14 protein-coding genes are annotated in these 13,933 nt (G+C 36.7%); 8 read left to right on the top strand and 6 right to left on the bottom strand.

All coding sequences use genetic code 11. From position 1 onward, the window contains the following. Positions 1–14 precede the first annotated feature (14 nt). The 6 genes from ACTWP4_RS12595 to ACTWP4_RS12570 all read right to left on the bottom strand — a co-directional run bounded on the left by ACTWP4_RS12595 (position 15) and on the right by ACTWP4_RS12570 (position 5,197). Entirely contained in the window at positions 15–788 is a 774-nt protein-coding gene (locus ACTWP4_RS12595; protein WP_443129123.1) for an EAL domain-containing protein, read from the bottom strand. A 161-nt stretch (positions 789–949) separates the two neighbouring features. Further along, positions 950–1,585: an LPXTG cell wall anchor domain-containing protein gene (locus ACTWP4_RS12590; protein ID WP_443129122.1), complete on the bottom strand. Its 636-nt coding sequence runs from the start codon at positions 1,583–1,585 to the stop codon at positions 950–952. 59 nt (positions 1,586–1,644) lie between these two features. After that, positions 1,645–2,241, bottom strand: coding sequence for a signal peptidase I SipW (sipW, locus tag ACTWP4_RS12585; RefSeq protein WP_443129121.1), 597 nt, complete (start codon positions 2,239–2,241; stop codon positions 1,645–1,647). Beyond that, positions 2,238–3,152, bottom strand: a complete 915-nt coding sequence (gene tapA, locus ACTWP4_RS12580; RefSeq protein ID WP_443129120.1) for an amyloid fiber anchoring/assembly protein TapA — start codon at positions 3,150–3,152, stop codon at positions 2,238–2,240. Before tapA ends, sipW begins: the two co-directional genes overlap by 4 nt. Before the next feature lie 124 nt (positions 3,153–3,276). Then, on the bottom strand, positions 3,277–3,888 hold the full coding sequence (locus ACTWP4_RS12575) for a TasA family protein (protein WP_443129119.1): 612 nt from the start codon (positions 3,886–3,888) through the stop codon (positions 3,277–3,279). 247 nt (positions 3,889–4,135) lie between these two features. Continuing rightward, complete coding sequence (locus ACTWP4_RS12570) at positions 4,136–5,197, bottom strand: NAD(P)/FAD-dependent oxidoreductase (RefSeq protein WP_443129118.1); 1,062 nt, start codon at positions 5,195–5,197, stop codon at positions 4,136–4,138. 243 nt (positions 5,198–5,440) lie between these two features. Between ACTWP4_RS12570 and ACTWP4_RS12565 the strand changes: the two genes are divergently transcribed. The 8 genes from ACTWP4_RS12565 to secA all read left to right on the top strand — a co-directional run bounded on the left by ACTWP4_RS12565 (position 5,441) and on the right by secA (position 13,914). Continuing rightward, a complete protein-coding gene (locus ACTWP4_RS12565) occupies positions 5,441–6,409 on the top strand; it encodes an AAA family ATPase (protein ID WP_443129117.1) in 969 nt (322 codons plus the stop codon). Further along, positions 6,406–7,530, top strand: coding sequence for a DUF58 domain-containing protein (locus ACTWP4_RS12560; protein WP_443129116.1), 1,125 nt, complete (start codon positions 6,406–6,408; stop codon positions 7,528–7,530). The genes ACTWP4_RS12565 and ACTWP4_RS12560 overlap by 4 nt, the downstream gene beginning before the upstream one ends. Further along, entirely contained in the window at positions 7,520–8,833 is a 1,314-nt protein-coding gene (locus ACTWP4_RS12555) for a hypothetical protein (protein ID WP_443129115.1), read from the top strand. The genes ACTWP4_RS12560 and ACTWP4_RS12555 overlap by 11 nt, the downstream gene beginning before the upstream one ends. Positions 8,834–9,002: 169 nt before the next feature. Next, positions 9,003–9,179: a YjfB family protein gene (locus ACTWP4_RS12550; protein WP_443129114.1), complete on the top strand. Its 177-nt coding sequence runs from the start codon at positions 9,003–9,005 to the stop codon at positions 9,177–9,179. A gap of 135 nt (positions 9,180–9,314) precedes the next feature. Next, the gene (flaG, locus tag ACTWP4_RS12545; protein WP_443129113.1) at positions 9,315–9,680 is read left to right on the top strand and encodes a flagellar protein FlaG; all 366 of its coding nucleotides are present in this window, start codon (positions 9,315–9,317) and stop codon (positions 9,678–9,680) included. A gap of 28 nt (positions 9,681–9,708) precedes the next feature. Continuing rightward, complete coding sequence (fliS, locus tag ACTWP4_RS12540) at positions 9,709–10,107, top strand: flagellar export chaperone FliS (RefSeq protein ID WP_443129112.1); 399 nt, start codon at positions 9,709–9,711, stop codon at positions 10,105–10,107. Between the two features lie 253 nt (positions 10,108–10,360). Beyond that, a complete protein-coding gene (gene hpf / locus ACTWP4_RS12535; protein ID WP_443129111.1) occupies positions 10,361–10,924 on the top strand; it encodes a ribosome hibernation-promoting factor, HPF/YfiA family in 564 nt (187 codons plus the stop codon). A 479-nt stretch (positions 10,925–11,403) separates the two neighbouring features. Further along, the gene (gene secA / locus ACTWP4_RS12530) at positions 11,404–13,914 is read left to right on the top strand and encodes a preprotein translocase subunit SecA (RefSeq protein ID WP_443129110.1); all 2,511 of its coding nucleotides are present in this window, start codon (positions 11,404–11,406) and stop codon (positions 13,912–13,914) included. Positions 13,915–13,933: the final 19 nt, after the last annotated feature.

The following is a 13,933-nucleotide window of genomic DNA, read 5'->3' as shown; positions in this document are numbered from 1 at the left end:
AGTGGCTCTGCTCTTTACTTCGCTGCAAAATTGTTATCTTCTCCGTCATCGGTTTCATATTTTTTAATTACTTGTAATGGTTCTGGTCGTGCCAATAAAAAACCTTGTACAGTTGACACACCTATTGACTTTGCCATTTCTAAATCTTCAAGAATTTCAACGCCTTCTAAGACAAACTTCGTATCAGTATTTAAACAGTATGTCACAATGGAACGTACCATTTCTTGTTTTCTATTAGATTCTGCTAGATGCTTAGCAAAATATCGATCCATCTTCACAAAGTCTGGTTGTAATTCGACAATTGCCTGGAGGGAGGAAACCCCTTTCCCAACATCGTCAATTGCGATTAAATAGCCTTCTGTTTGTAATTCATACACAATAGTACTAAAATAGTCGACGTTTTGAATAACTTCGGATTCATTAATTTCAATTACAATTTGATTCGTTGATAGTTTTGTTTTGCCTACTATATTAGTTAGTTGATCTATAAATTCAGGATCGGCCAAGTTAGAAGGAAAAACATTGATAAGTATTTTTTTGCTATTATATGTACTTTGATTAATCGTATCATATGACATAAGTGCTTTTTTAATCGAGCGCATTTCTAACTCAAAAAAACGATTGGTATGACTTGCTTTTTCGAAGAGAATTTCAGGATTATTAAATAAATCAGTTCTCAATAATGCTTCATATCCAATAGGAGTTAAAGTATGCAGGTCATAAAGCGCTTGGAAATGGTGCTCAAATTTCTCGTTATCAATTAAATCATTGATTTTTGCAATAGACATCCGGCAATCCCCCTCGAATACAACAATGACATCGTTACTATTGATCATACGCCTTTTAGATGACTCCTGTTACAATATACCTATCATTTTACAACATTATCTAATTATTTTCTATACTATTTATATATTTCTTTCACATAAAAAAGAATAGGTGATGGAACCTATTCTTCAGCAACTTTATTTCGTAGGAGATAAAGTAGAATGAATGATCCTACTATTAATAGAGCACCACCAACTAAAAGAATGTTAAACATAATCGTTGCTGTACTTGGTAGTGGGGATCCTCCTGTTTGACTATCGGTAGAGATCGGAAAGGAAGATGTTTCGGTTTCGGTGTCATCATATGCAGTGATGACAATTTCTGCATTTGTTGTTAATCCTTGAAATTCATTTCCTGACTCAGCGGGAAATGTTAAAGAAAAATCAATTTTTTCTTCACTGTTAGCTGATAAAGGTAGTGCAGTAATCATTGAAAAATTGGACAATTTATCATGAAATAATATAGTATCCCCTTGTTTTATCTCTAGTGATAATTGATTATAGAACAGTTCGGAACCATCTATATAACGAAGATCTATATCATAAGTAATAGCATTGTTGGATTGATTACTAACAGTGATTTCACGGTCAGCCCAATCACCAGGTTTTAAGTTTTCCAGATCAAACAGATTTCCGTTCTCACTAGAAGTTCCTTTCATATCAATAATATTATTTTGACTAGATGCTCCTTGAATAGGAACAGATAATATGAAAAACAGTAGGATAACACTGAAAAAAAGCTTTGGTTTTATCAACATAATTCACCCACCTTTTTAGGGAGCTATATGGATGATACATATAGCTTAACCATGAGAGTTTACTTCTGCTCAATCGTTTCCTTTACGTTAGACTCAGAAGATTGTTTGATTTCTAATTGGGATAATGCCTTCCAAATGGTAAACGCTGCATATCCAAGTAATAAAATTCCCGGTAAGATTAATAAAAGAGCACTGCCAGTTTGTGAATTGGCAAAATTAACAACATATCCTAAATAAGGTATGGTGAACCCTTTATATTCAGCAACAACATTGTCGGAAAGAACAGGACTTGGATCGGCAGCATTATTGTTATCTCCTTTTGTTTCATACATAACATGTTCTCCACTTTGAACGATATCCACAATTCGGTGGGTAACTAACTTTTTTTCTTTGTCCATAAAGGTAATAACATCACCTTTTTCGAACCTTGTCATGTCTCCACCTGGTTTCACTGCAATAATGGACCCTGTTTTTATGCCAGGTTCCATTGATCCTGACAACACTGACTTTAGCTGGTATCCCAAAATTTCCGGTTCGCCGCCAGAGGCTTTTGCCGATATAGTAATAAATATGGTAAATACAAGTGTGATAAGTAGTACGGTGGTAATTAGCAAACTAATCAAGCTTCGGATTTTTTTAAAAATGTTTTTTTTCATTCCTTCTCACCCTCTTTTGATTTAACAGTTTGAGAAATTTCTTGTTCTATAGACTCTTCCGGTTTATTCTGTTCGGGTTCTTCAACTTCCGGTGGGTTAGGTTCATTATCAATTTCTTCATTAACTGTACTCGATTCTTCTTGTTGATTTTCTTGTGCATCTTCTTGTTCAGAGCTAGGTTGTTTGTTTTGTTTTTCAGCTTCTTCTCTCGGTGTATCTGTTTCTTCTTCTGTTCCAGGTTTATCTGATGATTCTTTAGATGGAACTTTTGGTTCTTCCTTGGCTTCTTCCTGATTTTTTACTCCGTCTTTGTCTTCTTCGCTAGATTTATCATTTTCACTTGTATTTCCTTGTTCTGACGGTTTTACATCATCAGTTTGTTCCTCGTTATTTTGATTTGGACATTTCACCTTGATCTTTTCACTCCATATAACGTTCGCTGATTCACCTTCATAATCAGGACGCTGAAAAGCTTTAACTGCATAAAAACCCTCTTCCTCAGCTTGATAAGATATAGTGGCTATCTCACCAGATTCAATAGGATCAATCATGCCTTCCGCAACTTTTTCTCCGTTTTTAGGATTACCGTTCTCAATGTAGAAAACTTCATAATTAGTAGAGTCAATCATGCTGAAGCCATTGTTTTGAATCTCTACTGAAAATTTCACTGGTGGGCAGGCATCATTTAGGTTTTGATTACCTTTACCGATAAATGCCAAATCACTTCCATCCCACCACGATCCAGTTGAGATTGAGTGACTTAACGATTTCGAATTATTGAAAAATGCACTTGTGTTTGAGGTAAGTAGAGATACAGACATCAACGTAGCATATAAGATGACTAAAATTTTAGCGACATTGATTAACTGTTTATACTTTTTTCTATTCTTAACTTTTCTTGAACTTCTCATATCCATCCTCCATCCTGAAAAAGATTTATTTATTCTCGTGAACGTACAAACATCTTATAAACTCACGGTAATAAATAAATAGTGGAAAGGTGAGATTTACTCACCTTTCCGTTAATAGATGGAATTATCTTTCTTCGCCTGCTTCTTGCTCACCAGTAAATGTCCAAGTAAGTTCTAGAGAATCACCTTGGAATTCATTTTGGTCTTCGCCATTATCAACAAACTCGAATTGAACGTAAAGAGTATCACTATCCCCAGTGCTTAATCCGCCTCTTTCTTCAACCCATGGAACAAATACATTATTTGCTACAGTATCTGGTGACATGTCTTTTAATTCTGACAAAGTGGTTTGGAAAACTACTTGATCAGGAGACAACGGTCCTAGGAATGCTTTATCACCATTCCAGAAGAAATTAACTCGAATGTGATCCCCGAAATCTTCTACATTGTTGCCTTCAGCATCTGTTACTGTATAATCTGTACCAAGTGTTACTTCTGAAATATCCAATGAACCATCATTAATAAGTTCAAACGAACGGTTCATCCAATCACCTGGCTTAATATTGTCTACATTGATGATAGTAGTAGGATCAACAGATAAATCTAATGTACCTGCTGCAAATGTGCTGGTTGCTTCTGCAGAGTCACTAAAATACGCATATGTACCTCCTCCCACTAAAGCAATACCCAGTGCCGCCGACGCCACGCCTAAACCTAATTTCTTTTTTAAAGACATACATAATTCCTCCTTGTTATTGTTCTTTATTAAGAACTACAATTTGCATTGTACAGTGAGATGATCATTTTTGAAAGTCCGATAAAAGGGCAAAAACGACCTTTATGATCTTAATAAAGAACATTTGCTTTTGATTGCTTTCAATTTTAACGAATTTCTCGATTTTTTATTGTTTTTGTTCTCCAGAAAGAACGACTGCTGATAAAAAAAGACATGCCATAATAACATGTCTGCTTAGTGAACTATATTAATGTCGTTTATTCAACCACAATACCCCAGATTTAGCGAGGCGTGGTAACAGTCCTGTCACTGGCTTACGATACATATTTCCGAAACCGTCTGATTTACCAAGGGAACCGAGTTGCCCTTTAAGTTTAATCTCTCTTGGTTTACGAGGTTCTTTATCATTTAAGACGTCAGCGAGGATATCACCGATTTGTTCCCCTTGAATCCCTGCAAGCTGAGCACTTGGAGATTGTTCAGATGCAACACAGTCACCGACGACATATACGTTAGGACTGGATGGAACCTGAAAATATTCATTCACGATAATTTTTTCATGACGATCTTTTTCAAATGGGAGACTGCGCACTAAATAATTTGGTCGCACTCCGGCAGTCCAAATGATTACATCACTTTCAATACCTTCACCATTGTTATAAAAAATCCCTTCTGCGACTAACTCAACATTACTATGATGTAAAATGTCCACTTCATTTTTTCGGAACCAATCTTCAACATAACTTTGTACTTTTTCATCGAAAGCTGATAAAACAGATGACCCGCGATCTAATAAACGAATATTTAAATCAGGTCTGCTTTCCCTAATTTCGGATGCTACCTCAATACCACTTAAACCAGCACCAACTACGGATACTTGACTATATGCCGGTAAATTATTGACTTTGATACTTGCCTCACGTGCTTTAGCGATCGATTGCACACTTTCGGTATATTCCATTGCACCTTGAATCCCATGGTAATTATCCTCACAGCCTAATCCGATTAACAGAAAGTCATACTCGATAGGTACTTCATTATCTTTCAAACGAATGTATTCATTTTCCGTATCAATCTCAATAATTTCACCAAATATGTATGAAATTTGTTCGTGTATAGGAAAGTCAATTCGGACTTCCTTGTCTGATTTCGTACCTGCTGTAATGGCATAAAATTCTGTTTTTAATGAGTGATATGGATTACGATCAATTACGGTGATTTGCACATCACTTGGTATTTCATTATCAATTAATTGGTGTAAGGCGTTCATTCCCCCGTAGCCTCCACCGATTAAAACAACCCTTTTCATTTTTCAAAACCCCTGTCTATCATAAAATCAATACTCATTAAAGATAGTTTCCCAATCTTTTCTATAATTAGACTACCAAAATTAGTGCGATAAAACTATACAAAAACTTAAAAATTCTTCAAAATTCAAATGTTTGATTTTTCTGAAAATAAAACAGTAAATTTTTGCCTAATATTTGAAGAAATGTTATAAATAAAACATAGCTTTTTGTAAGCGCACACATTTGTAAAGGGGATTTTAATGATGGAATTAACGGAAATTCAACAAATAACAAGCAGAATAAAAGCAAATGTTAACCAAGTAGTAGTAGGACAGGAGGATACGATTGACCTTTTGTTAGTGGCGATGATTTCTTCTGGTCATGTTCTATTGGAGGATGTACCTGGCACAGGAAAAACATTAATGGCAAAATCGTTAGCAAAATCACTGGCAGGAGAATTTAAAAGAATTCAATTCACTCCGGATTTATTACCAACTGATATTACAGGTATTCATTTTTACAGCCAGCAAAAAGGGGAGTTCGAATTTCGTCCGGGGCCGATTTTTACCAATATATTATTAGCAGATGAAATTAATCGTGCGACACCTCGAACACAGTCCAGTTTACTGGAAAGTATGGAAGAACGACAAGTGACGATTGATGGAAATACCCATACATTAGCAAAGCCTTTCTTAGTTATTGCCACACAGAATCCAATTGAAAGTCAAGGAACCTTCCCGTTACCTGAGGCACAATTAGACCGCTTTTTATTAAAAATTAATATGGGATACCCGAGTCGTGAGCAAGGCTTGGAAATTCTGAAGCGATTTAAGGCAGAGAGTCCATTAGAATCATTGCAGTCGATTATAACTGTTGATGATATTGTTAAAATGCAACAGATCTACAGTGAGGTGGACGTAAGCGATGATGTACTTGGTTATCTGATCGATGTTGTCGAACAGACCCGTGATCATGATAGTGTAACACTTGGGGTCAGTCCCCGTGGTAGTCAAGCATTGTTAAAAGCCGTACAGGTATATGCTTTGTTACAAGGGAGGACATATGTAATTCCTGATGATATTAAGCAACTGGCAAAGCCTGTTTTAGGCCACCGTATGGTACTAGCGCAAAGAATAGGTGTGAAACAAGGTGAAGTAGATGGTGTACTAAATGACATATTACGTCAGGTCCCTGTACCCACAGAATCTGAGAAGGAATTGATTCGAGAATGAATATAGCCTGGGTCATTGTAGTACTGTTAATCATTATCATTTTACAGGGATTGCTTTTTAATAAGCTTGGACTAAAGGGTATTACCTATAAGCGTGCTTTTAAACAAGATAACGTGTTTGAAGGGGAAACGATTGAGATGGTGGACGAAATTGCTAACAAAAAGCTGTTGCCCATCCCCTGGATCCGTTTAGAATCCAAGATGAGTCCTTATCTTATTAGCCAATCTGAAAGAGAAAAACAGCAGAAAGAAGGGGAAATGTTTCACCGTACATTGTTCAGTCTGTTGCCATATCAAAAGATAACACGTAGACACCAATTGATCGGAACTAAACGTGGCTATTACCCGTTAAACACTGTTTCGGTTACAACCGGTGATAGTGTTGGATTTAGCGAGGTATTTGATTCGTTTGAGGCAAGTACGTCTGTAACGGTTTACCCGAAGCTAGTGCCGATGGAGGATATCCCTTTGCCATCACATAGCTGGCTTGGGGATATTACTGTCAAAAGATGGATTGTTGAGGATCCCTTTTTACAAGCGGGGATTAGGGAATATCAACAAGGTGATTCACTTAATTCGATCAACTGGAAGGCAACAGCAAGAACACAGTCCCTTCAAATTAACAAAAAAGATTTTACTGCTGATCACCATTTAATGATTTATGTCAATTTTGATACGAATGAAGATATCAGGATGCCGATCGAACAGCCTGACGTAATTGAAAAAGGCTTATCGTATGCCGCTTCATTAGCAAATTATGCGATTGAACAAGGAATCTCGACCGGTTTTGGTTGTAATGGCTATTTTGTTGAGCCTTTTACCAACACAACCGACAGGATAAAACCATCTGTGCGTGTGGAACCATCGAACAGCGGTCAGCAGACAGCCTATATTTTTGATGCAATCGCAAAAGTGAAGATGGATAGGAGCAGGAATTTCCGAGCTTTTTTGCAGGAGGATATTGATCAGGGGTTAACCAAGACAGATATCATTATTTTTGCAGTTAAGGTAACGGAAAAAATGGAAAAGCAGATCGCTCAATTAGAGAGCCTTGGCAATGCAGTAGAGGTAGTTACGATTGGTGAAGAGCAAGAAAAGGGGGCTGAAGCCCATGCCAGCTAAAGTGAAACAGCATTTCTCATCTGTGATGCACGGGGTAGTAGAGTTTATTGGTTTTTTCCCTGTTTTTTTACTGATTGGGGTTCTGTTTTTTACTGAACCTGATCTGTATTACTGGTTTCTGTCCTTACTTGTCTTATTTACTATTTCTTATTTTATCCGTTTCTTGTTTAAAAATCGCTGGAAGGTGATCATAAGTGCCGCCATCATCACCATGATTGTAAGTTTCCTCGTTTCACCGAATTTTTGGGCACTTATCTCCGGATCACTGTTCTGTCTGGTCGTTTCTTATCGAGGGATTCAACATGCGGAAAATGAGTGGGAGGATATCTTACCGAGCAGGATTTTTTGGGCGGTAAGCCTGCCCATCTATTTCGTCGGTTACCTCGTTTTTATTAATATTGATTCGTTAGAAGGATATCAACATTGGATTAGTTATCTAGGTTTTCTATTTATTATGGTTATGTTATTCATCACCAATAGAGAACATTTACAAAAGGAATCACTAACGAAAGGTAAAAAGAAAAAAATAGGTCCAGAGATAGCGAGAATTAATCGTGTGTATATGGTTTTAACACTTCTCTTCGTTTTCGTGATTACTAATTTCCAGGTGGTACAATCAGCTCTTTTAAATGGTATACGTTCTATCATTCAATCGATAATTTGGCTTGCTACTTTTTTTGAAAGTGGTGACGATATTATTCGTGAGGAACCACAATCTAATCAAGCGCCACAATTACCAGCAGCAGAAGAACAAGACACATCTTGGTTTGCAGAATTGATGGATACTTTAACATATATACTTGGCATCGTGATAGCAGCAGTTCTCATTATTTTGTTCATTGCCTTATTGTTCAAGAGATTCCGCCAGCTAATCTCTCGAGCGGTGAAATATTTATGGAACTTGATCAGACAGGTTTTCGGAAAGAAAGATCTAGTTGAAGCAACCACAGATTATGCAGATGAAAAGGAAAGTTTGTTTGACTGGAAGAAATGGCGGAAAGAAAATCAGGAAAAAATAAGTGAAGCATTCCGGAGTATAACGAGGAGAAAGCCTAAATTTGACCAGTTGGAAAGCGAGGAAAAAGTACGTTTCCTTTATCGACGGGTCGCTCGTGATGTAAAGAAACAGGAAAAATGGCGTGAATCACTAACTGCACATGAAGTATTAGCATTAACGGAAAAGAATCAGCAATTAGCTCAATTGGAGAAATGGTATGACGATATACGTTATGGAAATAAACGTTTTTATAGTGAATATGAGAGCAAACTAAATGACATATGGAATCAGATGAATCGGAAATAACCGCCTGACAAGAGGTGGTTATTTTTTTGTAAGATGTTCCCGAAGTTCTGTTAAAGACATGGCTTTTTTATCCGATAATAGTAATAACGAAAAGAACTTGAAGTGCAGAGTATAAACATGAACATGATTAATGACTTAATGAAGCTACCTTTTGAAAGGGGGCTCTAATATGGATGTAGCGGCAATGTCAATTGCAATGAATCAAGCACAAGTGAAACAACAGGCAAGTGTTTCCTTGATGGATAAGGCCTTAGATCAAGCAGAATCACAGTCTAGTGACATGATCAAAATGCTCGAATCATCAGTGCAACCTCATCTTGGAAATAACATTGATATCAAAGGATAATGTGCTAGACAAGGAAATCTGAGTGGCGTACCACTTAGGTTCCTTTTTAACTAAAGAAAATTTAGAAAATGCTAAACCTTTTATAGAAGATTCCGATATTAATAGAAACAACTACATAAGGAGATGAACATTGTCATGGAAGTTGGTAAAATGATCACTGGATCACCACTCATGCAACAGTCTGAATCTACACTTGAGCAATCCACATCAGCAAGAGAGCGATCCAATAACCATGAACAAGCAAAACAACAGTTATTAAACGGAAACGATGAATTAAATAAAGAACAGTTACAAAGTATGGTGGATGGTCTTAATTCCTTTTTAGAACCATCTTATACTGATATTCGTTATGAATTTCATGAAAAATTAGATCGATATTATGTAACGTTAGTAGATCAGGATACAAAAGAAGTCATTAGAGAAATCCCACCAAAGAAAATGCTAGATGTTTATGCATCAATGGCAGAATTAATGGGGTTTATCGTTGATGAAAAAATATAGTAACAATGAATAGAGGAGCGTACGTCATATGGCATACCAACAATATCAAGCATACCAGGATAATTCAGTTAATACCGCATCCCCAGGAGAACTGACTTTAATGCTATACAACGGATGTTTGAAATTTATCAAGCAGGCAAAGAAAGCTATTGAAACAGAAGATCATCAAACAAAAAATGAAATGATCCAGAAAACACAAAATATTGTTCGTGAATTAATGGTGACTTTAGAACAGGAAGCACCGATAACAAAGGAAATTATGCCATTGTATGATTTTGTCTATCATGCATTAACACAGGCCAATATCAAAAGCGATTTGGACCAATTAGAACAAGCTCGGGATATTATCGAGGATTTCCGTGATACATGGAAAGAAGTGATCAAGCAAGAGCGTATTCGTCAGCATGGTCAAGGTGTTAATGCCTAATGATGCCATTCAAACCATATAGAGTTGAAAATTAACCACTGTCAAAAGGATGCAGTGGTTAATTTTTTATTCATAGAAAAGGAGCCACATATATACATAGAATACCCATTTTCTCGTAAGAACAGATAACGTTAAGAAATTGTAAAAAAATTATGAAATTTATTCACAATTTACTCGTTTAACTTTTACAAACTGTGGTATTATAGATATATAGCTTATTATAGCTTGATAGTTTGAAAGGAGGACACTTTTCATGAAATATAACATTCGAGGAGAAAATGTAGAAGTGACAAGTGCCATAAAGGAGTATGTCGAGCGAAAAATCGGCAAGTTGGAAAGATATTTTGACACTCCTCCCACTTCTGATGTAAATGTTAATATAAGTGTCTATAATGAGGAGCAGCAAATTGAAGTAACGATTCCGATGACGAACTTATTGTTGAGAGCAGAGGAACATCACGTTGACTTATATGCTGCAATCGATCTTGTTGTTGACAAACTAGAAAGGCAAATTCGTAAGCATAAAACAAAAGTAAACCGTAAGTTCCGTCAGCAAGGTGCACCAAAGCACGTGTTTGCTGAATTGGAGAAAGAGGCGGCGTTATTAAGAGAAGAAGAAGAATTTCTGGATGATGATGAAATAGAGATTGTAAGAACGAAACGTTTTGATTTAAAGCCAATGGATTCAGAAGAAGCAGTGTTACAAATGGACATGCTAGGACACGCATTCTTTGTTTTTGAAAATGCAATTACAGGCAATACAAGTGTTGTATATAGACGAAGAGACGGAAGATACGGTCTGATTGAACCAAGCTAATTAATACTTAAACGAAAAGAATATCATATAAATAAAAACCCGTTCCGTAATATTTGGAACGGGTTTTTAAAATCAAAAATGAGAATCTTGTATAAAGGCAGTTTATCCACCTGTTTGAAAAAGTTATTAGTTTTCATAAAAAAATATAAAACCATATTTTCTAACATCGCCTACATATAAAAACAATGAAACTATGCAAAGAAATTCCTTTTTTCTACTACTTGAACAATATGAAAATCGCAAAACACTGATTTTGCATATTAATAAAGCTGTGGTATAAAAAAAGTAGCTCCTTTTTGGGAGGAATAAAATCCCCCCACTCTTCCTTTCAATGAGAAGCAGTCATCACCCTCCACCGACTGCTTCTCCTTTCTTTTTGTTGATGATTGTAATTTTTATCAAGCAAGTGTTATGATAAGAAATGGAGAAATATATTAATGAAATATGTATCGAACTTAAGATAAAGAGGAGCGGCTACAATGCGTGGATTAATAAAAAAAGTATTCGGTGATGGTAATCAACGTCAACTAAAAAGTTTAGAAAAAATTGCAGATGAAATAGAAGCGTTAGAGCCATCGATACAACTATTATCAGATGATGAATTAAAAAATAAAACGGAAGTCTTTAAGGAACGTTATCAAAATGGAGAAACCCTTGATGATCTTCTAGTTGAAGCATATGCTGTAGCTCGTGAAGCTGCAAAGCGTGTGCTAGGAATGCGACCATTTTATGTACAACTAGTTGGTGCGATAGCCATGCACAACGGCAATATCGCTGAGATGAAGACAGGGGAAGGGAAAACCCTCGCTTCCACTATGCCGGCGTATTTAAATGCAATAACCGGAAAAGGTGTGCACATTATCACGGTAAACGACTACTTAGCTGACCGTGATGCAAGAGAAATGGGAGAATTGTACCATTTTCTTGGCTTGACAGTTGGGTTTAACCAAAATAATATGCCTAAAGAAGAAAAAAGAGAAGCATATGAAGCAGATATCACATATGGTACAAATAACGAATTTGGTTTTGATTATTTACGTGACAATATGGTGTTATACAAAGAACAAATGGTTCAACGTCCATTACACTTCGCCATTATTGATGAGGTTGACTCGATTTTAATTGATGAAGCACGTACCCCATTGATTATTTCCGGTACCGCACAAAAATCAGCGAGTATGTATCAACAAGCTAATTCTTTTGTTCGTACATTAAAAAATGAAGAAGATTATACGTATGATGAAAAATCAAAAGGTGTACAGTTAACAGAAGAAGGGATGAATAAGGCGGAACGATTCTTTAACATCGAGAATCTGTTTGACCTTAACCATGTGACTTTGATGCATCATATTAATCAAGCATTAAAAGCTCATGTTGCAATGCACCGGGATACCGATTATGTTGTGGAAGAAGACCAGGTGGTAATCGTCGATCAATTCACGGGTCGTTTAATGAAAGGCCGTCGTTACAGTGATGGTTTGCACCAAGCGATTGAAGCAAAAGAAGGTCTACAAATTCAAAATGAAAGCATGACACTTGCCTCTATTACGTTCCAAAACTACTTCCGTATGTACGAGAAGCTTGCCGGTATGACTGGTACTGCTAAGACGGAAGAAGAGGAATTCCGAAATATTTATGCAATGGATGTTGTTGCGATTCCGACGAACAAGCCAATTGTACGTGAAGATAAAGCAGATTTAATTTATAAGTCGATGGAAGGCAAGTTTAAAGCGGTTGTGGAAGAGATTAAAGAACGCTATGAAAAGGGACAACCAGTATTAGTCGGTACGGTAGCCGTTGAAACGTCCGAATTAATTTCCAAGCTATTGAAAAAAGCTGGTGTAAAACACAACGTATTAAACGCTAAAAACCACTATCGTGAAGCAGAAATTATCGAAAATGCCGGTCAAAAGCATGCAGTTACGATAGCTACTAACATGGCTGGTCGTGGTACGGATATCAAACTGGGTGATGGTGTGACAGATTTGGGTGGTCTTTCTGTTATCGGTACAGAGCGGCACGAATCTCGCCGGATTGATAACCAGTTACGTGGACGTTCTGGTCGTCAAGGGGATCCAGGTGTAACACAGTTCTATTTATCAATGGAAGACGAGTTAATGCGCCGTTTCGGTTCTGACAATATGAAAAACATGATGGAACGACTTGGAATGGATGATACACAACCGATTGAAAGTAAAATGGTATCACGTGCAGTGGAATCCGCACAAAAACGTGTAGAAGGTAATAACTTTGATGCACGGAAAACGATACTCTCGTATGATGATGTGTTACGCCAGCAACGTGAAATTATTTACAAGCAGCGTTTTGATGTAATTGATTCGGACAACCTCCGTGAAATTATTGAACAAATGATTCAGACGACAGTGGAAAATGCTGTCGAAACGTATATGACAGATGATATTCCGGAGAACTGGAATATATCTGGTTTAACCGAATATATCCATGCTACGTTACTAGAATCTGACTGGATTACAGAAGATGATCTGAAAGGTAAAGAAAAAGACGAAGTAACCGACTTAATTATGACAAAAATTAACGAAAAATATGATCAAAAAGAAGAAGAGTTTACGCCAGAAAGAATGCGTGAATTTGAAAAAGTCATCGTTCTTCGTACGGTTGATACGAAATGGATGGACCATATCGACCAAATGGATCAGCTTCGCCAAGGTATTCATCTGAGAGCATATGGACAAAATGATCCATTGCGCGAATACCAAATGGAAGGTTTCGCTATGTTCGAACAGATGGTTGATGTGATTAATGAAGAGGTAGCGAAGTATGTAATGAAAGCACAAATTCGTGAAAACTTAAAACGAGAAGCAGTTGTAAAAGATACACAAGCTGTTTCGGGTGGCGATCAACAAAAGAAAAAAGTGAAAAAACCTTATGTCAAAACACAAACAGTTGGACGAAATGATCCATGCCCATGTGGCAGTGGTAAGAAATACAAACAATGTCATGGACGTTAAGGTTAAATGAGGTGGAAAG

This window comes from Gracilibacillus sp. D59, from assembly GCF_052246695.1.
In the GTDB taxonomy this organism is placed as follows: domain Bacteria; phylum Bacillota; class Bacilli; order Bacillales; family Amphibacillaceae; genus Gracilibacillus.
This window is presented reverse-complemented; position numbering and strand designations above follow the sequence as displayed.

Coding starts and splice junctions, on each gene's coding strand:
- ACTWP4_RS12570 (WP_443129118.1), bottom strand. CDS start 5,197: ATGAAAAGGGTTGTTTTAATCGGTGGAGGCTACGGGGGAATGAACGCC.
- ACTWP4_RS12550 (WP_443129114.1), top strand. CDS start 9,003: ATGGATGTAGCGGCAATGTCAATTGCAATGAATCAAGCACAAGTGAAA.
- ACTWP4_RS12560 (WP_443129116.1), top strand. CDS start 6,406: ATGAATATAGCCTGGGTCATTGTAGTACTGTTAATCATTATCATTTTA.
- ACTWP4_RS12565 (WP_443129117.1), top strand. CDS start 5,441: ATGGAATTAACGGAAATTCAACAAATAACAAGCAGAATAAAAGCAAAT.
- hpf (WP_443129111.1), top strand. CDS start 10,361: ATGAAATATAACATTCGAGGAGAAAATGTAGAAGTGACAAGTGCCATA.
- ACTWP4_RS12555 (WP_443129115.1), top strand. CDS start 7,520: ATGCCAGCTAAAGTGAAACAGCATTTCTCATCTGTGATGCACGGGGTA.
- tapA (WP_443129120.1), bottom strand. CDS start 3,152: ATGAGAAGTTCAAGAAAAGTTAAGAATAGAAAAAAGTATAAACAGTTA.
- flaG (WP_443129113.1), top strand. CDS start 9,315: ATGGAAGTTGGTAAAATGATCACTGGATCACCACTCATGCAACAGTCT.
- ACTWP4_RS12575 (WP_443129119.1), bottom strand. CDS start 3,888: ATGTCTTTAAAAAAGAAATTAGGTTTAGGCGTGGCGTCGGCGGCACTG.
- secA (WP_443129110.1), top strand. CDS start 11,404: ATGCGTGGATTAATAAAAAAAGTATTCGGTGATGGTAATCAACGTCAA.
- ACTWP4_RS12590 (WP_443129122.1), bottom strand. CDS start 1,585: ATGTTGATAAAACCAAAGCTTTTTTTCAGTGTTATCCTACTGTTTTTC.
- sipW (WP_443129121.1), bottom strand. CDS start 2,241: ATGAAAAAAAACATTTTTAAAAAAATCCGAAGCTTGATTAGTTTGCTA.
- fliS (WP_443129112.1), top strand. CDS start 9,709: ATGGCATACCAACAATATCAAGCATACCAGGATAATTCAGTTAATACC.
- ACTWP4_RS12595 (WP_443129123.1), bottom strand. CDS start 788: ATGTCTATTGCAAAAATCAATGATTTAATTGATAACGAGAAATTTGAG.